This is a genomic window from Leptospira ilyithenensis (genome assembly GCF_004771005.1).
In the GTDB taxonomy this organism is placed as follows: Bacteria; Spirochaetota; Leptospiria; order Leptospirales; family Leptospiraceae; genus Leptospira_A; species Leptospira_A ilyithenensis.
The window spans coordinates 1-19,101 of sequence record NZ_RQHV01000038.1 but is presented as its reverse complement, the minus strand read 5'-3'; the positions used below and the strand labels follow the sequence as shown (position 1 = coordinate 19,101).

Here is a 19,101-nt window from a genome sequence, read left to right as displayed (position 1 = left end):
TATTTAGTTAGTAAATTTTTTATGTGCTTCCAAATGGCGCATTTTCAATTCAACGGAAGATGCATCCTTTACTTTGGAAAAATAAACAATGAAATAAGGATCGTTTCCGGTAGATTCCATTTCAATCGGGGAACCTGCTTTCGCTTTTCCGCCAGTCTTCATATCGCTGATCTGACCGAATTTATCTTTGTCTTTAGGAAGCAATGTTTCATCCAATCGGAAATCCCTTTCGAATAGAACGGAACCTTTCGAATTCAAAACTCTCAAAGTATCTACAGAATAACGCATTTTTTTCTGCTGTATCGGATCAATTCGAATTCCATTTAACTCTTGATTTGCGGAGGTTGGAAATTTGTAAACCACCCACTCGCCCTTTTTGGTCAGATCAATCGGAGCGGTAGCCAAAGCTTCATCTACTGGACTCGGATTTTTTTCGGATAAAAAATAAACCTGAATATCTGTTTGTTTCATATCAGGGCGAGTGATCTTTTGATAAGTATAAGATCCGACTGTTGCCATTAAAATCAAAACCACTGCGACTGTTTGAACGAGGATTCGGTTTTTATACTGAGTGAGAGTCGTATAAAGATCAGATTTTTTGATTTGTTTGAAATGACTGTTGAGTTCGGAAATCAAATTGGAAAGTTCCGTTTCCAATTTTTCCAAATCCTCTTCCTTTAACGAAACGGAAGCGGATAGATTCAAAACATTCGGATAACTTTCGTAAATTGATGTTAGCTTGTCATTGCCTAGTTTCGAAATTTCGGATTTCCAATCGGCACCCGTCTTAGCTTTCGGTTTTCCGAAAAAATCCAGGGAAAGATTGATCGTATCTAAGGCGAGCGAACCGGAAAGAATCGAACTATCTTCAAACTTTTCGTTTGAATTCAGAATTTCAATCGACTCCAATCTGGAATAGATCTTTTCGAATGATTCTTCCAGTCTGTTTTTTTTGTTTTCTTTTTCTATCTCATCAGGTGAGAGATTCGGTTTTTTAAAACCGATTTTGATATAATCTGTAAATGCCATAACCTTTTCCAATCCTTCAGATTTTTAAATTCATACAAGCTAAGTAAAGTGATTTTCTTAGCCGACCTGGATCTTCACTCCATCGTCCACTCCGCCCATCTTAGGAACACCGGAATGTCCCGTAGCGGAAATCAAAATGGTAAAAATCCCGACTCTGCCTACAAACATAATGAACGCATAAAGTAACTTTTCCACATCGCCCAACTGAGGTGTCAGATTGAGACTGAATCCGACCGTTGAAAATGCGGAAATCATTTCGAAAAATATCACATGTAAGGAGTGTTGATTTCCGTCCAGAACTCCGAGTACGATAAATGCAAAAGCCAAAGCGAGAGTTGCCAAAAAATAAACCCGAATCGCAACTGCCACGGAATTTTTAGAAACAACTTCTCCGAAAAGCATTACCGGTTTGTAAGGTTGGATCACGTTTTTCAAATAAGCAAGAAGCAAAACGAATGTAGTGATCTTGATCCCTCCCGCAGTACCTTGTGGACCACCACCGATAAACATCAGTACGGTGATAATGATGACCGATGCATCATTTAAATTTCCCAGGTCCATTGTTTGAAAGCCTGCGGTTCTCGCACAAGTAGAGATAAAGATAGCGTTTGCGATTTTATCAATCGGTCCGAGAGAACTGAACGTGTGAGGATTTCCTTTTTCTAATAAATAAACCCCTACGGCACCAAACAAAAGCAAGATGGCAGATCCGAATACAAGCAATCTCGATTGGATTCGGGTAGACTCTCCTCTCAAATGCTGATTGTAATTTTCAATCCGCCCTTCCAAGAATGCAGACACTTGTGCAGGCAAAAGAAATAGTTTGGGAATCTCTCCTGTGGTTAGGGTTTTTTTCAAGAGGACAGTTTCCGCCGCAATTTCAATTTTGCTTACAATTCTGAATATAACCGTCAGTAAAAATTTTTCGAGTAGTATGATAACCGGAAAACCGATACCTCCGAGAATTACAAGGCCGGAAACTATGTACAAACTGAACGGGTCATAACGTAAAGCGGACAAATCGTTTGTAATCGAAAAACCTGCGTTATTGAATGCTGAGACTGCCGTAAAAATGGAAAAAAACCATCTCTCGTTTCCGCCTTCCACACCGTCAGGCATATGAAGATACAAACCGATGGCCCCGAGTAATTCCAGAGTGAATGAAATATTGATAATGGAAAGAAGCATTCTATTCACTTCATTCGATTTTAATTTTTCCGTTTCTTCTCCCTTGTCAATGGCGGCAGTCACGAATGCGTTGAATTTTGAATTTCTGGAAATCCCTTTTATGATTAAAAACCCGATGATTACGGTAAAACTAATGATCCCGAGTCCCCCCAACTGGATGAGAGAGAGAATGATCCAATGGGTTCCGTGATTCAGATCGGAAAGATTTACGGGAGAAAGTCCCGTCACGCAAAGTGCCGAGGCGGATAAATACAAGGAGTCAACATAGGAAATCTCCCCCCTCTCACTGCTATAAATGAAAAAAGATCCAATTATGATTGCCGATAAAAACCCAAGGCAAACTACCCTGGCAAAGGACATGGTTCTAAAAAATCGCCTAAGACGTGATAAGATCAAATGGATCAAATTTCTCCCCAAAGTCCTAGGATTTTGCCCTACCTAAAAAGCCCAAGTACTTTACAAATGAGCTTAATTTCAGAATTTGGTAGAATCTAAATTTTTTTCATAGAATATTTTCGAGGAAAGTATGACCTCTGCTGCTGCAACCAAACACGACCCAAAAATTGAGAAAATTCGTAATATCGGGATTTCCGCCCACATCGACTCGGGTAAAACTACCCTGACAGAAAGGATTTTATTTTATACAAACAAAATCCACGCCATCCACGAAGTACGTGGAAAAGACGGTGTGGGTGCGAAGATGGATAGTATGGAACTCGAAAGAGAGCGCGGAATTACAATCCAGTCTGCGGCTACCTATACCACTTGGAAAGACATCCAAATCAACATCATCGATACTCCGGGCCACGTAGACTTTACGATCGAAGTAGAGAGATCCCTTCGTGTACTTGACTCGGCGATTATGGTTCTCTGCGGTGTGGCGGGAGTTCAATCCCAGTCCATCACTGTAGACCGCCAAATGAAAAGATACAGTGTTCCACGACTTGCATTTATCAACAAATTGGACAGAACCGGTGCCAACCCGTTCCGAGTTATCGATCAACTCCGGGAAAAACTATTCCTAAACGCACATGCGGTTCAACTACCGATCGGACTTGAAAACGATCTAGTGGGAATTGTAGACCTTGTGGAAATGAAGGCTTATTACTTCGAAGGTGCTGCCGGACAAGATATCCGAATCACCGATATTCCTGCGGAAATGCAAGAACTTGCCAACGAAAAGAGAGAAGCACTTCTGGATGCGGTTTCTCTTTTCAGTGACGAACTCACGGAAGAATTGCTGGAAGGTGCTCCTACGGAAGCTCGCGTCAAAGAAGCAATCCGAAGAGGAGTTCTTGCACTTAAATTCGTTCCCGTATTTATGGGTTCCGCTTTCAAAAACAAAGGGGTTCAAAGACTTCTGGATGGAGTGATGGATTACCTAGCTTCTCCTTACGATGTTGTAAACAAAGCAAAAGAAGTAGGAAACGAAGCCAACGAAATCATTATGGATTCCGAAACGGACAAACCGTTGGTTTGCCTTGCTTTCAAATTGGAAGACGGAAGATACGGTCAGTTAACATACGTTCGGGTGTACCAAGGTCGCCTGGAAAAAGGTATGACGATCTACAATTCTTCGAATAACAAACGTCATAATATCGGTCGTTTGGTGCGAATGCACTCGGATGAGATGGAAGATATCACAAAAGCGGAAGCGGGTGATATCGTTGCTCTTTTCGGAATCGATTGCGCATCCGGGGATACATTCACTGACGGTAAGACAAAACTGACTATGGAGTCTATGTTTGTTCCTACTCCGGTGATTTCACTTACCATCGAATGCAAAGAGTCGAAACAACTTCCCAACCTTGCGAAAGCTCTCAACCGTTTCACAAAGGAAGACCCTACATTCCAAACGGAAATCGACAAAGAGTCAGGCCAAACCATCATCAAAGGGATGGGAGAGCTTCACTTGGAAGTTTATATCGAAAGGATGAAACGTGAGTATGGTGTGGATCTGGTAACAGGTGCACCACAAGTAGCTTACAGAGAAACCATCACGAAAGCGGCAGAATTTGATTACACTCATAAAAAACAAACGGGTGGTCAAGGTCAGTTCTCCCGTGTTGCAGGTATCATAGAACCGATTCCTTCCGAAGAAGGAAAAGATTACGAATTTGTAGATAAAATCGTAGGTGGATCCATCCCTCGCGAATACATCGGATCTTGTGATAAAGGTTTCCGTTCTTGTTTGGAAAGAGGATCTCTCATCGGATTTCCGATCATCGGAGTTCGTTGTATCGTAAATGACGGTGCTTACCATGATGTGGATTCATCCGATATGGCGTTCCAAATCGGTGCTCGTTACGGTTTCCGTCAAGGATTCTCAAAAGCAGCTCCGATCATTCTAGAACCGATCATGAAAGTAGAAGTGGAAGGACCGACTGAGTTCCAAGGAGCGATCCTTGCTTCCATCAACCAAAGACGTGGTATGATTCTAAATACTACGGAAGAAAACGGTTACGCGAAAATCGAAGCGGAAGTTCCGCTTGCAGATATGTTCGGGTATTCAACTATTCTTCGTTCTTCTACACAAGGAAAGGCTGAGTTTGCAATGGAATTTTCCAAGTATGCTCAAGTTCCAAGAAACGTAGCAGACGAGTTGATGAAAAAATACAAAGTAAACAACAGAGAAGAAGAGTAAGCGTTCGATGCTTCCGGCTCCTGTGCGTGTGATCTCCTGTCACAACGCACGAGCTTCGGCCGTCCTGGCCTCGCCACCGCGCCGGGAGCATCTCACTTGTTTTTAAGAAAAGAATGGCTTTATTTATCTTAGGGATGCCTCGCATCTTTTGTTTTGTTCGAAGCAAGGCTCTCCTTATAAGATGGGATTTTGGTATCCCCGCCCTGATTTGGGTGGGGTGAACCACCCGCCACCCAATGAGTTCCAACTAACACATTCCAATCGAATTTGCAATTCCTCTTTGCATTTTCCCGAAATTTCTCGAAATAAGTTCGCCTTTTTGCCAATTTGTCTTCCCTCGCAAGGCTCCATCCAGGGAGTCTTCCATGAGAAAAAATTCAAATCTTTACGATAGGCCAGGGATCGGAGAGGGGCGACAAAGTCGCCGTCCGAAGGACCGCAGCCGACAGGCGGAGTCGCGGAAGAGCCCGGTCGAAACGAAGTTTCGAGGCCCCCATCATCTCCTAATTCGAACCCAAAAACAAATGTATGAAATCGTAAAAATGTCGAAGTTAATACTAGATTCTTATGCGAAATCTACTGATACAAATCTGTCTTTTGTTCCTTTTTTTAGAAATCACCCCGGATAGGACTTTCGCAAAACAAAAACCGACAGATAGGAACACCTATCGAGTACAAGCTGGTGATTCCTGGTGGGGAATTGCCAAAAAATTAAGAACCACACCGAAGGAACTTGCCGCGATCAACGGAAGAACGGAAAAAGAAGCACTCTACCAAAATGAACTTTTGCGAATCGGAAATACAACGGTTTCCAAGTCGGAAGTGAAAAAAATAGCTCCGAAATCAAAGCCGAATTCTCCCCTTCCCGGTTTTGAAAAAATTGCAAAACCTTATTCGGAATTAACCTATGACCCCCACAGAGGAGTTCGTTACTCCAGAGAAAATTCCGGCTGGGTGCGGGCGGCACTTCCGGGAAAAGTAGTGCATATCGATTATATGGATGGGTATGAAAATTATATCATTCTGGAACATGAGAATGGCTGGTATTCCGTATATGGAAATTTAGAAAGAGTGCAAGTGACGGAAGGACAAACCCTCGTTGCAAAAGAACGTTTGGGCACTCTTATAAAAGACAAAGGACTGTATTTTCAAGTGAATCATAACAAATCAGCAATCAACCCCGTTCTTTTTCTGCAGCAAGGAAGCTAACATGAGTTCTTGGACAATTTCGAATGCCCAAGTGTTCCAAAACGGAAAACTGACCGATCTTGATTTAAAACTGGAAGGAAACAAAATCGGTTCCTTGCAAAAAAAAGAACTTTCTTCCCGCGTTGAACCCGGTTCCAAAACATTTGATTTCAAAAACAAAAAGATCTACCCTGGTTTTTTCAATTCTCATGACCATCTTCTCGCGAGTTACCTTCCTAAAATCGGAGGTAATACGAAGCACAGTTCTTGGCTCGCTTATGATAACCTTTATAAATCTTCCGGAGTATTTGCGGAAAGACAACAATTGGATAGCGAACTACTCTATTACCTGGGAGCTTATAAGAACCTACTGGCGGGAGTAACATCTGTTCATGATCATATTCCCCATTCCATTCAGAAATCATTTGTTGATGTATTGCCCGTTCGTTTGCTTTCCGAATACACTCTGGCTCATTCCGTAGGAAATTACAATTTGAATTGGGGGGAAGGTTCTGCCCTGGAATACAAACTCGCCGAAGCATCTAACCTGCCTTTTGTGACTCATTTGGGAGAAGGCTTGGACGAAGATTCTCTCGGCTCTTTGAAGAGATTGGAAAAAATGGATGCGCTCGGTCCTCATTCCGTGCTGATTCATTGTTTGCCGTTCGGTCCCAGAGAAGTGGAGAGAATTGCAAAAGCAAATGCTTCCGTGGTATGGTGCCCGGGATCCAATTTGCATATCTTCGGTAAAACAACTAACATCAAATTGTTTATGGATGCAGGGATCAATGTTTGCCTGGGAACCGATTTTTCCCCTTCGGGGTCTTTGCATATATTAGAAGAATTGAAACTAGCTAAATCCCTGTTTCAGGATTTATATGAAGAAGAATTGCCCGAATCGACACTACTCCAATGGGTAACGGAAAACCCTTCCCGAGCCTTTCGAAAACCGGACTTGGGAAGCATCAAGGAAGGGCAAATTGCCGATTTAGTTGTCATAAATGACGGGACAAATTCGTCTGAGATTTCAGTTTCCCAACTCGGATGGGAGAATGTGGATCTGGTGGTCATCGATGGAATGCCTGTTTACGGGTCTTCCACCTATAAAAAACTTTTTTCTGAGCTAGGAATAGAATCGGAACTGATTTCTGTGAAAGGTTCTGAAAAGATAGTCGCAGGGTCTCCAAAAGCATTATTAGACCAAGTTTCTTCGAGTGTTGGGTACAAAAAGGATTTGGCTTTTTTACCTATTTTATGAATTTTATACGCTAAGAGGATAATCTTGTCTGGCCCCATTGTTCGAAATTATAAAGGCGGTTCCATTGTCTACTTTGAGAAAGACAAAGCGGAAGATATTTTTGTTCTCCAAAAAGGACGAGTAGTTCTCACCTACTCCAACGTAAACGGCGTCGAACTGAAAGAAGACGTTAAGCTCGGAGAATTTTTCGGCGTGAAAAGTGCGCTAGGAAGATACCCTAGAGAAGAAACAGCTCAAGTGATAGGAGCTGCCACTGTACTTGTATTTAAAGTTCCTGAATTTGAAAGATTCGTAAGTGATAAAACACATCTTATCATCAAGATGTTAAAAGTTTTTTCAAGCCAACTTCGCCAAGTCCACAGACAAGTAAGAGAAATTTTAGGCCAAGGGGAGGCAAAAAACCCTCCCTTCGAACTTATGAATGTCGCCGAAGTGTTTTTCAAAAACGGAAACCACGAACATGCCGCGTATGCATTCAGTCAATACCTGCAACATTATCCGGACGGCCAGTACATTGACCGCGCAAAACAATTGCAAGACTTGGCGGTAAGAAAAGGCACTTATCCTCTCACCTTACCCGAGTTAATTTATAAACCGGAACCTGGTGCTGGGAACGGAAAATTGCAGGAAATGTTAAAAACAATGGCGATCCAAAAAGATCCGTCCACTTCCACAGTAGATCCGAATTCCATTCAGTCCCAACATGACAAAGCCTCCACGATGATGAGCGCAGGTAAATTCATAGAAGCGAGTTCCATTTACAAAGAGATTTCGGAAAGAACCGACTCAGTTACCCAAGAAGAAGAACAATTAGTGGAAAATTCCTTATTCTACCTGGGAAAGGCGCATTACAAAGCAAAGGACAATGCTTCTGCGATTAATACTTTTTCCAATTTTATCAAAAGATATCCGAAAGGTCAACTGTTGAAAGAGACTGTTTACCATTTAGCACTCGCTACAGAAGCAAACGGGGAAAGAGACAAAGCATTACAGTTGTATCAGAAAGTTATTCTTCTCCCTCCTACAGATGACAGCATTTCCGAAGATGCAAAAGCAAAAGTCAAAGCCGGTAAATCCTAATGAATGATCAAATGCTGGAAGCAATGTTCGGAAAATTCGGAAAAGTTTTTGAGCCGAATGATGTCTTGTTTTGCGAATACGAACCGGGAAACGATTTTTACCTGATCAAAGAAGGAAAGGTAAAAATCACAAAAACAATCGGAAATTCGATCAAAACCCTGGATGTATTGGAAGCAGGCGACATCTTAGGTGAGATGGCTATTCTGGAAGAACAACCTCGTTCCGCCACAGCCACTGCGGTCACAGAAGTAAAAGCACTCAATTTCAATCGTGCCAATTTTGAAATGCTGATGACCAAAAACCCTGCATTAGCGATGAAATTACTCCACATCTTTTCCTTTCGGATCTACGACCAAAAACGCAGGTTGATGATCCTTCTTATGGATGATATATTGGGGAAAGTATGCGATGTATTCGTTATGCTTTACGAAAAACAATATTCGAACGATGTCTATAGCGAGATCGTTTTGACTTCTACCGTCGAAGACATTGCCAGTTGGTGTGCGCAGCCCGTCGGAGAAGTACAAAAAGTCATTATGCAATTTGTAAAAACAGGCAAATTGGATCTATATCCCGACAAAATAGTTATTCACAATATCAATGATTTCCAAAGGATTGTGAATCAGAAACGAAAACCAGGCTAAAGCTCCCGTAGTTCAGGTGGATAGAACAATAGTTTCCTAAACTGTTGACACAGGTTCGAATCCTGTCGGGGGCAAGGTAAAATGACCGAACCAAACACACTACTTTATTACTTAAAAAGATCCACGGAATTTTTAGAAAAAAAAGGCATCCCCAATCCAAGAATTGACGCCGAATGGTTGTTATCCGATCTCCTAAACCTCCCCCGCATCAAACTCTATTCCCAGTTTGAAATGCCCTTAAGTCCGAAAGAAATCGAGACTTACCGGGAACGCATTGTCGAAAGAAGCAAAAAAAAACCTGTCGCCTACATCACAGGCAAAAAGGGTTTCCATAAATACGATTTCTATGTCAACAAACATACGTTAATCCCCCGACCCGAAACCGAGGAATTGGTGGACTGGTTCTATAAAGATTCCAAAAATATTTTCTCCGAAATACAAAACCCGAAGATACTCGATCTATGTACCGGAAGCGGATGCATTGCAGTTTCTTTGTCCCGGCTGATCCCTCAGGCGGAAATCTGGGCCACAGATATTTCAAACGATGCTTTGGAAGTTGCAAAAACAAACGACGAAAAAGTCATTCCCCACGGAACCCGGCAGATTCATTTCCTGGAATCAGACCTTTTCAAAAACATTTCTCCTGATTTGAAATTTCACGCCATAGTTTCCAATCCTCCCTACATACCTTCGGAAGAAAAAAAGGACATCATGGAAGATGTATTAAACTTCGAGCCTCATCTCGCGCTCTTCGTGGATGATTTTAAAATATTTCATTCGCACCTCCTTCAGGGAGCTCTTTCCCATTTGGTGATCGGAGGAATTCTGGCGTTGGAAACCCATCCTGACTTTGCAGAATGGATTATGGAAGAAGGGAAAAAAATCGGCTATAGCGAAGGGGAAATCAAAAACGATTCCTCCCACAAACAAAGATTTGTTGTCCTGAAAAAATAAACGTTCGATTTTTTTTTGACTTGTCTCCGTTCTTTGTAGCAGAAAGTTACAAATTTATTTTTGGATGAAAGAAACAACCTCTCATTAATGAACATTAATGAGCATACGAAGAAAAGGTCCGAAAAAAAGACGAAGGGACTTCATTTCAAGATTATCTTCTTCAGGAAATTTCCATCGGCTCGAACTGCGGAATGTTTTGATTGCACTAGGCGAATCCATCATGATTATATCAGCACCTAGTTTTAGGGATTTTTCGTAAGCTTCCTTTGAATTGACGCCGAAAAACATAATCTTCACATCACCATTGCTTCTAAAACAGTCTATGGCAGGGCGAGTCCACCACTGTGCATAAATATTCGATCTTCCCTCACCTAAGGTAAATTTTTCGATGACAGTAAGTTTTCTATCCAGTTCGATTCCTATCCATGTACCGGCAGGAGGAGGTGTATCACATTCCCCGGACAAAGATACACCTAACAACCGATTGCGGGTAATGTCACGTGTTTCGAAAAGTTTCGCCTCAGGATAATATGTTTTCATGATATAAAGCGACAACGCATCCGTAGAATAAAAACGTACTCGTTGCCAGGCGTTTTTCGAGTCGATGACTTTTGCAATCCCGTGTACAAGAGGTTCTACCGGCAACTGTTTCATGTCTACCAGCATCGGCACAGATTTCGGAATGAATCGTAAAAAATCTTCTAAAGTGGGAATCGGAACCGGCCTATCACGATAAGGATAAATTGTATTTCCAAGGGAATCCGTTCTGGCGAAAGTATATCCTGCATTGAATGTCTTGAGCTCTTCGGCAGTAAACTCGCTGATCGCACCTTTGCCATCCGTCAGCATGGATAGATCGGTTGGGCGATACAACATTGGTATACCATCTTTGGATAATTGAACGGTTACCCACAAAATATCCGCACCGTTTTTCAGTGCATTTTCCAAAGCTATGATTGTGTTCTCCGGATAATCTCCCGTTCCTCCGCGATGCGCTGCAACAAGAGGTTCGACCTGTTTGTATCTAAATAAAACGACCACAAAGATGGAAAAAAGAATTCCTACAAATATAAAAACGAACTTGTACGGATTTTTCCCTGCCAAAGGAATGCAAAAACTATTAAACCTGAAAAAAGAAGTTCCCATTTGCGCTAACTCCGGAGCGAGCGATAGAGCCACTCATAAACGAGAATAAAAGAAAATTTATTCTACAAAGCAAATATATAATAATCAAGCAGAAATTGTCAACTGTCTTTAGAAGATTCGAATATAAAAAACAAAAATTAATTATAATCTAATAATATTATAATATATTTATTTATAGCAGTCAACAGTTTACAAAAAATCAGTTTGAAGAATAAAACAGGCAAAAAGGAAGATAATCGCATTTTTACGATCCGGGAAGCTAGAAGTCATTTGTATTTTTTGTAAATCAGTAAATTGAAAAATCGACGCTAAAATTACTGCCCTGATTGACAGTTGAGCTTACACTAATCCTTCCCTTGTGAAGTTCTATTATCTTTTTTACGAGGGTCAATCCGATGCCATTTCCCTCTGCAAAAGCATAATTTGTTCCTCGATAAAACGGATTGAATATATTGCCCAAGTCCTCTTCGTTAATACCTATTCCCGTATCAATAAAATTAAGAATAGTTCCTTCATTTCGGAAAGATATTAATACGGTACAACATGCATCGCCGGAAAACTTGCATGCATTTTCCATTAAATTCATAAAAGCTGTTCGAAGTAAGTATTCATTTCCGTTGATAATGATTCCTTCGCGTATTTTTTCTTCGCCGTAACCTATGCGAATCTTATAATTTGAATACAATCTTACAACATGTTCCTGTGCATCCAGAAGTATTTCATCCAAACGAATTTCCCTAAAAGATATTCTGCCCGGATCATAACTTGCCTTAGAGAAATCGAACAAATTTTTTACCAGCTTGGACAATTTACGGGCATCATGTAATACATCATTAATAACCGACTGATATCCTTTGATTTCCAGATCATTCTTACTAAGAGTCAATTCCAGTTCGATAATTACCGCAGCCAATGGCGTATTTAATTCATGAGAAATATTGGATACAAAATGTTTTTGATTCTCGAACGAACTTTGAAGGCGATCCAGCGTTTCATTGAAAGTATTTGCTAACTCGGATAATTCGTCCTTACCTGTGCTGCTCAATCTTAAATCGAGATTTGAAGCATTGATTTTTTTTACCCTTTTTACAATTTTACTTACCGGCAAGAGTGCCTTTTTTGAAAAAAAACGACCTGCAAAATAAATCATCAATATGGAGGCCATAAAGACGATCAACATTGTCTTATTAAGGTTTTCCAATTTATCATAACCGTATTGATCGTATGCAGTTGCGGTTACGATGTAATTCTTTCCGTTAAAAGGGAATAACAGTCCGACCACCTGCCTTTTTTCTTCATAGAATGTTATTTCTCCTTTTGAGTTTATATCGCCGAACATTTGATCTGTTTCTTTGACAAGATCTATTTCAATTGCATCATGATATAATAAATTGGCAGAAGTATCGTAGATTGCGACTTCAACTTCATTTAGAATTTTTCTGTTATTTATATAGATGGCCTGGAGCACTTTAGCATCCACTTTAGCTGTGAAAAAAATATTTGCTTTCGTTATTGCTTCTTTTCGCAAACTTTTGTAGAACTCACTCTCGCGGTTTTTGTCTGCGGAATAATAAGTTATACCTGCGAATCCTAAAAGGATCGCCGCAGTTATTGTTGTAAAAAGAAGACTGAGCTTATTTATTATCTTCATTCCTTTTTAAAAACAAATCCCATTCCTGATTTTGTATGAATCAGTTTTGTTTCAAAACCCTTGTCTATTTTTTTGCGCAAATAGTTAATATAAACATCTATAAAATTTGTTCCGGTATCGAAGCGGATATCCCAAACATTCTCCGAAATCTCGCTTCTGGTTAATATCCGTTCCGAATTTTGCATCATATATTCAAGCAATCTAAACTCTTTCTTTGTAAGATTGATTTCAATGTCAGCTCTTTTAACAGTCTTCGCCTGGCTATTCAATTCAAGATCGGAATATTTAAGAATAAATCCATGTGAAGCCGTTTTATTCAACTTTCGTTTCAATAAATTTCTAATTCTAACATGTAACTCACGAAAATCAAACGGCTTCACCATATAATCATCTGCCCCCGCATCAAAACCTTCGACTTTATCATCGGTCGTTCCCAAAGCCGTTAATAGAATGATGCTTATATCCGGTTTTGCGGAACGAATTTCCTTACAAAAATCAATTCCGTTCAGCTTAGGTAAAATGATATCAGCGATGATAAGATCGTAATCATTTTGAGAAGCCAGTTTCTTTCCCGACAAACCATCGTAAGCAACCGTAACTTTATAATCGAATTCCTCCAGACCCCTCTTGATCAGAGTCGCAATTCTCTCTTCATCTTCTATAATCAAGATATTCATTATTTCTCTTTCCTTGCAAGGTTCCATTCTTCTAAAAAGGAATAAAATACAGGCAATATAATAAGTGTTAATATGGCAGAAGAGAATATTCCCCAAACCATTACTGTCGCGATCGGTCTTTGGATATCAGATCCAATTTCAGTTGCAAGCGATGCCGGCAAAAGACCAATAAATGCGACGAAGGCGGTCATAAGAACAGGGCGAAGCCTGATTTTGGAGCCTTGGATAATCGCAGAATTCAAATTTAATTCGGAAGCTTGAACATGCATTATATTACTAATCATCAAGATTCCATGCATTGTTGCAATACCGAATAATGTAGTCAAGCCTACTGCCGCCGATACGCTTAAATGCATTCCTCTTAAATACAATGCGATAAAACTTCCGGTCATGGCAAACGGAACGGAAAACATCATTAATCCCGCCTTTAAATAAGATTGAAACATAAAATTCAAAACGATAAAAATGATTGCGGCGGAAATAGGAATGAGTATTAGAAAATGAATTCTAGCCCTTTCCAAATTTTCAAACATACCCAACCATTCCACCTTATATCCTTTAGGTATTCGTATCCTTTTTTGAAACTGCAGTTTCGCTTCATCCACAAAATCACCCTGTGCTTTATTGCGGATATCGCAACGGACTGTTAATCGCCTTTCCCCCCTTGCTCTGGCAATTATTGTCTCTCCATCATTGACGAGAACTTTCGCAATCTGGCCGAGCGGAACCGCCTCTCCCTGTTCGTTGAAAATAGGAAGAAGTTTGATGCTTGTGATCGTATTCCTAAACTCGGGCGAATATTTGACCAAGATATCAAAACGTTTTTCATTTTCGTAAATTTCACTGATAGGGAGACCGCCTACTGCGGTATTTATCACATTATTCATACTATCAGCTGATAGCCGGTATCTTGATAACTTATCCTTATCTATCAAAATTTGCGATTGTGCCTGCGGAGCTTCCTGTTCGATATTTACGTTTACCGATCCCTCAATGGATTGAAGGATCGAAACGGTTTGCGATGCAATTTGTCTAAGCATTCTCATATCAGGGCCTGTAATATCTACTGCAAGATCAGCTGAGGTTCCATTTGTATCTTCCGTAACGGAATCTATAATCGGTTGAGTTAAATTGAGTTTTACTGTTGGAAATTGGGATTTTATTTTTTTACGTATTGCCGTTTCAAGTTGAGATTTGGTCGAGTAATCCACCCAATCCGCCTTGTCTTTAAGGCCGATCATAAACTCAACACGGTTCAAAGGAAACGGATCGTTTCCCAAATCATTTCTTCCCGTTTGAGATGTAACGTAATTTACCTCTTTAAGATTCCTCAATTCTTTTCTGATCTCGGCCGAGTATTCGGTAGTTTCAGCAATTGAAATTCCCTCAGGAAAGTTGGCTCTTAACCAAAAGGTTCCTTCATCCATATAAGGCAAAAATTCGGTTCCCAGTTTTGGTATAATAACAACCGAAACAAAAATAAAAAAAACGAAAAATACAAAAGCCACCTGTTTTCTTTTTTTCAGAATAATAGGCAGTAGCCGAGCGTAAGAAACTTCAATTTTTTCAAATAAGCCTCTTTTTTCTTCAAGATTCAAATAATCCGCACTGGAAAAAAAACTTTTGATAACAGTCGGTGCAATGTACAGAGCAAACAGAATGGCACCGAACAACGCAAAACATAGAGTAAACGCCATAGGGCGGAACAAAAGGCCTTCTATCTTTGTAAGTGAAAGCAGAGGTATATAAGCCAGAATTACGATCACCATAGAAAATAACATCGGCTTTTGTACTTCTTTCGATGCTTTCAGAATCAAATCCGCCGGTTTATTTTTTGCTTTCATGGAAAAATGCCGCATAACATTTTCCGATATGATTACAGAACCGTCAACGATGATTCCGAAATCAATGGACCCTACCGATAAAAGAGAAATAGGAATATCCGCAAGATACATCATTAAAAGTGCAAATTGCAGAGAAAAAGGAATCGTTAGTGCGACTAAAACTGCCATTCTTAGGTTTCCGAGAAACATAAGTAACGTTATTATCACAAGAATGATCCCCAGGAGCGTATTTTTTATTACAGTAACCAAAGTATTCTCAATAAGAAAAGTGCGATCATAGAACGGTTTGATTTTTATATTCTCTGGAAGAACATTGTCATTCAATTCTTTGATTTCCGAATGAATCCGATCGAGAACCTGAGAAGGATTTTCGCCTCTCCGCATCTGCACTATTCCTTCGATCGAATCGTTTTTCTCATCCTTCCCGAAAACACCCGTTCTTGGGCGATGGTCGATTATTACGCTTCCTATATCACGAACATAAACATTGGTTCCGAATGAATTCTTTATAAGAATATTTTCCAATTCTTTATAATCTTTTATTCTACCCAGTCCCCTGATTACCGTCGCGGAACTTCCCCGTTCAAGTATTGATCCGCCTCCGTTGCTATTATTAATTTGTACCGCATTTATGACATCCTGTAAGGTAACTCCATACCTCAGCAGATTAACAGGTATTAGCTGAATTGAATATTGTTTTCCGAGGCCTCCGAAATTTGCAACACCGGCAACACCTTTGATTTTTGATAACTTGGGAATAACGGTCCAGTCATGTATCGTTCTCAATTCAAGCGGATTCGTCTCTCCTCCTTGAGTCAATTCGTACCTGTAAATCTCGCCGTAAGCGGTAGTCAAACCACCTAACGTAACAACGGCTGTAGAAGGAACATCGACCTCAGAAATTTTTTCAAAAACCTGAGAGCGGGCAAAGTAATCGTTAGTTCCTGATTCAAAAATAACTTGAACCAGAGAAAGCCCGAAAATCGATCTAGAACGGACGATTTCAACTCCTTTTATCCCGTACATTACTCTTTCGATCGGAATGGTTACCTGTTGTTCCACCTCCTCTGCAGCTCGTCCGGTATACTCGCTGATGATCTGAACCTGAACTCCCGAGATATCCGGATAAGCATCAATATTCAAATTCAAGAAAGCAACCACCCCTAAAGCACCGACAAGAGATGCGGCAAGTATCGTTAATCCGCCGTTTTCATAAGCAAATTCAACCGTTTGTAATAAAAAAGATTTACCTTTATTTCGCTTCACTCTCAATCTCTCTTAAAACAGGTTTTAATAGAATCGCTCCTCCGGTTAATATCCTTTCACCCGGAAAAACTCCCGAAACTTTGAAATGTGACGGGGTTTCCTCCAACACATGAATGTTACGCGATTGGTATATGCCTTGATTCTCCTCGATAAAAACATAATCGCGAAGCTCGTGATGTATTACCGCTCTTGATGGAATATATGTGAATACGGAAAGAATATTAGGAAATGTAATTTCACAGTTTGCACCCGGATACCAGCCCTTTCCATTCTCGATTTTAAAAATTATAACACTTGATTGTCGACCATTGCCTTTTGAAAAAATTTTGTAAACCGTTGCAGTTGCAACATCTTTTCGCAGTCCGTATAACGATAAAATAAGCGGCTGTCCCTTTCGGATCTCTTTAATCAACTCGCTATCCATTTCAACTAAACCAAAAGCGTTCCCCGGAACACCTTTTACATGATCAAGATCGTATTTTTTAGATCGATCGGGATCCAAATGCAGTAAATTTATTTTTTCACCGATCAAAGCTCCTGATTTTTCCAATACCAAAACGATCTGACCTATAGCTTTTAATACCTGTTTGCTTTTTTCAGCGGAAACCGCAATATCAGTTCGGGTGTTTTTGAGAAATTCCGAATTTTCGCTGAAATAAACCCTATTTCCTCTGATAGAAAACGAAGGTTCTAACGAAGGTTCCGGGTCATCAGAAAATAATATTCCACGAAAAAACAAACAAACAACAGTTAATACAAAAAACAAGATTACCTGAATATATTTTTTTAAAATTAAAATCGGCATATAATTTATTTACCGCCATGAAATCCTGTTATCGAAAGCAACTGTATGAAGTTCTTTCGATATTCCGAAACTATATTATAATAATTAACAAGTGTTTCGTTATAAGCGGAAATGGAATCAAAATATTCCAACAGATTCGAGCCGCCGGTCCCAAATAATCTTTTTTGAGAATTCAAAACCTGTTGCGCTCTCGGTAATTGTTCTTTTTCTATTTCAATCATAAATTTCTTATAAAGAAGTATATTTGAATGCAGTTTTTGTATTTCCTTACCTAACTCGAGTTCAAAAGCATTTAAGCGTTTTAAATTCTGTAATTTCAAAATCTCAGCTTTTTTTATTTCACCCTCGTTTCGGTATAATACCGGCAATGGGATATTGAATCCGAAGGCAAACGAAGATTCTCCGGGTAATTTCGATGACCCGGTGTCACTCGGATTTGCATTTTGCGCATATTGCCTTGATAAACCGAAAGAAAAATCAAAGTCGTCCCATACCTCGGCTTTTGCCAACTCGACCGCTTTCTCCGAATACTCCGATCCTAGTTTTAAAGCGATAAAACCCGGCAGACTGTCTTTTGAACTCGCCATAAGAAATTCATAATCAGGCAAATCATATGGGTGAATTTCACGAAGAGGAAAATTTAAAATTATTTCCTTCTGATCATATATTCCCAGTAAGGTGATTAATTTCCTTGCAATCATGTCTCTTTGGAGTTTTACAAGACGTAATTCGATAGAAGCATTATTTACTGCAAGTTTCGAACGACTTAGTAATAACGGTTGTATATTGGAACCGCCGATTCTATTTTCTATCATCCTTACCATGCCCGTTAAATTGGATTCTTTTTCCTTTAAGAGTTTACGTAATGCGTCATGTAAAATCAAGTCGATGCAAACAATCTGGATCTGCATTGATACATCACGAATTTGTTCATGAAAAAGAATTTCGGAGATTTTTAAATTTGCATAAGCAAGATCTTTTCTCGATTTGATTTTTTGTGAAATGTCCAACGGAACTGTAAAAAGCAAATCAAGTTGTTTGGGACCGGCGCTTGTTGTTTGATCGTAATTCTTACGAAACGGATTCAAACTGGATAACGCATTCAAAGAAGGATTCTTCCTTGAACCGGCTGACAATACTTCTGCTCTCGATATCTCTATATCAAACTTGGATGCAATCAAATTTAAGTTTTGTTTTAAACCAAGAGTAGTTGCTTCCTCAATGGAACTTAAAGTGATTGTTTCCGAAGAGTTTCTTTCATTACCGGAAAGAGCGGATTGCTGCGCATAAATATATGCAGGATGAATGATTATAATCGAAAGCAAAAATCGGATTTTTCGTTTCATACACATAAGCAAAAACCAGAAACACCATTGTTTCCTTTTGAAAAGATTATGTAAAAGAAAATTCCCTAAAAATCATTAGATGCACTTTAAAATAGAATTAGAATTTTATTAGATTTGTTAGTGTAGTATTTGTTACCAGATAGGCAGTGTGCAAAATATTTCGCAAAACCAGAATTAGACTCTCGAAATCGAATAGCTATTGGGATTCAAATTTTAACTTTTCAATTTTTGTAATGTCAAGGTATTTTTTAGATCCCCACTGGGGACTTGCCAGATGACGCAATCGTGCAGTAACCAGCATTAATGCTGTATTGATATAGTATTCACCTGACAGCTTCGAAGAAGCAGTGGTCACACATCCTGTAAACGGAAAAATGATTT

Annotated in this window: 15 protein-coding genes and 1 tRNA gene; 7 read left to right on the top strand and 9 right to left on the bottom strand. The window is 39.7% G+C overall.

Annotation, left to right across the window (positions count from 1 at the left end; all coding sequences use genetic code 11):
* Positions 1-3: 3 nt before the first annotated feature.
* Complete coding sequence (locus tag EHS11_RS05930; RefSeq protein ID WP_135763489.1) at positions 4-1,029, bottom strand: hypothetical protein; 1,026 nt, start codon at positions 1,027-1,029, stop codon at positions 4-6.
* A gap of 57 nt (positions 1,030-1,086) precedes the next feature.
* Positions 1,087-2,577: a TrkH family potassium uptake protein gene (locus EHS11_RS05925; RefSeq protein ID WP_246047620.1), complete on the bottom strand. Its 1,491-nt coding sequence runs from the start codon at positions 2,575-2,577 to the stop codon at positions 1,087-1,089.
* Positions 2,578-2,743: 166 nt separating this feature from the next.
* Here EHS11_RS05925 and fusA point away from each other — a divergent pair, with 166 nt between their 5' ends.
* The 7 genes from fusA (at position 2,744) to prmC (ending at position 9,985) form a co-directional block, all read left to right on the top strand.
* A complete protein-coding gene (fusA, locus tag EHS11_RS05920; protein WP_135763487.1) occupies positions 2,744-4,861 on the top strand; it encodes an elongation factor G in 2,118 nt (705 codons plus the stop codon).
* Between the two features lie 567 nt (positions 4,862-5,428).
* A complete protein-coding gene (locus EHS11_RS05915) occupies positions 5,429-6,070 on the top strand; it encodes an LIC_10271 family cell wall hydrolase (RefSeq protein WP_135763486.1) in 642 nt (213 codons plus the stop codon).
* 1 nt (position 6,071) lies between these two features.
* A complete protein-coding gene (locus EHS11_RS05910) occupies positions 6,072-7,307 on the top strand; it encodes an amidohydrolase family protein (protein WP_135763485.1) in 1,236 nt (411 codons plus the stop codon).
* A gap of 24 nt (positions 7,308-7,331) precedes the next feature.
* Positions 7,332-8,387: a tetratricopeptide repeat protein gene (locus tag EHS11_RS05905; RefSeq protein WP_135763484.1), complete on the top strand. Its 1,056-nt coding sequence runs from the start codon at positions 7,332-7,334 to the stop codon at positions 8,385-8,387.
* Complete coding sequence (locus EHS11_RS05900; protein WP_109018424.1) at positions 8,387-9,031, top strand: Crp/Fnr family transcriptional regulator; 645 nt, start codon at positions 8,387-8,389, stop codon at positions 9,029-9,031. Before EHS11_RS05905 ends, EHS11_RS05900 begins: the two co-directional genes overlap by 1 nt.
* 1 nt (position 9,032) lies before the next feature.
* Positions 9,033-9,105 (top strand) — tRNA-Arg (locus EHS11_RS05895).
* Positions 9,106-9,112: 7 nt separating this feature from the next.
* Positions 9,113-9,985 (top strand): peptide chain release factor N(5)-glutamine methyltransferase, encoded by an 873-nt coding sequence (prmC, locus tag EHS11_RS05890; RefSeq protein WP_135763483.1) that lies wholly within the window; start codon positions 9,113-9,115, stop codon positions 9,983-9,985.
* An 84-nt stretch (positions 9,986-10,069) separates the two neighbouring features.
* On the opposite strand, the gene EHS11_RS05885 is transcribed toward prmC, so the two are convergent.
* From EHS11_RS05885 to EHS11_RS19990, 7 genes are all read right to left on the bottom strand, one after another.
* On the bottom strand, positions 10,070-11,131 hold the full coding sequence (locus EHS11_RS05885; RefSeq protein ID WP_135763482.1) for a glycerophosphodiester phosphodiesterase family protein: 1,062 nt from the start codon (positions 11,129-11,131) through the stop codon (positions 10,070-10,072).
* A 286-nt stretch (positions 11,132-11,417) separates the two neighbouring features.
* Positions 11,418-12,782, bottom strand: coding sequence for a HAMP domain-containing sensor histidine kinase (locus EHS11_RS05880; protein ID WP_135763481.1), 1,365 nt, complete (start codon positions 12,780-12,782; stop codon positions 11,418-11,420).
* A complete protein-coding gene (locus tag EHS11_RS05875; protein WP_135763480.1) occupies positions 12,779-13,459 on the bottom strand; it encodes a response regulator transcription factor in 681 nt (226 codons plus the stop codon). The genes EHS11_RS05880 and EHS11_RS05875 overlap by 4 nt, the downstream gene beginning before the upstream one ends.
* Complete coding sequence (locus tag EHS11_RS05870) at positions 13,459-16,569, bottom strand: efflux RND transporter permease subunit (protein WP_135763479.1); 3,111 nt, start codon at positions 16,567-16,569, stop codon at positions 13,459-13,461. The genes EHS11_RS05875 and EHS11_RS05870 overlap by 1 nt, the downstream gene beginning before the upstream one ends.
* Positions 16,556-17,374, bottom strand: a complete 819-nt coding sequence (locus tag EHS11_RS05865; RefSeq protein WP_135763478.1) for an efflux RND transporter periplasmic adaptor subunit — start codon at positions 17,372-17,374, stop codon at positions 16,556-16,558. The genes EHS11_RS05870 and EHS11_RS05865 overlap by 14 nt, the downstream gene beginning before the upstream one ends.
* A 5-nt stretch (positions 17,375-17,379) precedes the next feature.
* Positions 17,380-18,720, bottom strand: a complete 1,341-nt coding sequence (locus EHS11_RS05860; RefSeq protein WP_167884363.1) for a TolC family protein — start codon at positions 18,718-18,720, stop codon at positions 17,380-17,382.
* Between the two features lie 196 nt (positions 18,721-18,916).
* A partial coding sequence (locus EHS11_RS19990; protein ID WP_210413640.1) for a hypothetical protein occupies positions 18,917-19,101 on the bottom strand: 185 nt, incomplete at its 5' end.

Bases quoted from the DNA above. Each gene is read 5' to 3' on its own strand.
- EHS11_RS05930 (WP_135763489.1), bottom strand. From the start codon at position 1,029: ATGGCATTTACAGATTATATCAAAATCGGTTTTAAAAAACCGAATCTC.
- EHS11_RS05925 (WP_246047620.1), bottom strand. From the start codon at position 2,577: ATGTCCTTTGCCAGGGTAGTTTGCCTTGGGTTTTTATCGGCAATCATA.
- fusA (WP_135763487.1), top strand. From the start codon at position 2,744: ATGACCTCTGCTGCTGCAACCAAACACGACCCAAAAATTGAGAAAATT.
- EHS11_RS05915 (WP_135763486.1), top strand. From the start codon at position 5,429: ATGCGAAATCTACTGATACAAATCTGTCTTTTGTTCCTTTTTTTAGAA.
- EHS11_RS05910 (WP_135763485.1), top strand. From the start codon at position 6,072: ATGAGTTCTTGGACAATTTCGAATGCCCAAGTGTTCCAAAACGGAAAA.
- EHS11_RS05900 (WP_109018424.1), top strand. From the start codon at position 8,387: ATGAATGATCAAATGCTGGAAGCAATGTTCGGAAAATTCGGAAAAGTT.
- prmC (WP_135763483.1), top strand. From the start codon at position 9,113: ATGACCGAACCAAACACACTACTTTATTACTTAAAAAGATCCACGGAA.
- EHS11_RS05885 (WP_135763482.1), bottom strand. From the start codon at position 11,131: ATGGGAACTTCTTTTTTCAGGTTTAATAGTTTTTGCATTCCTTTGGCA.
- EHS11_RS05880 (WP_135763481.1), bottom strand. From the start codon at position 12,782: ATGAAGATAATAAATAAGCTCAGTCTTCTTTTTACAACAATAACTGCG.
- EHS11_RS05875 (WP_135763480.1), bottom strand. From the start codon at position 13,459: ATGAATATCTTGATTATAGAAGATGAAGAGAGAATTGCGACTCTGATC.
- EHS11_RS05865 (WP_135763478.1), bottom strand. From the start codon at position 17,374: ATGCCGATTTTAATTTTAAAAAAATATATTCAGGTAATCTTGTTTTTT.
- EHS11_RS05860 (WP_167884363.1), bottom strand. From the start codon at position 18,720: ATGAAACGAAAAATCCGATTTTTGCTTTCGATTATAATCATTCATCCT.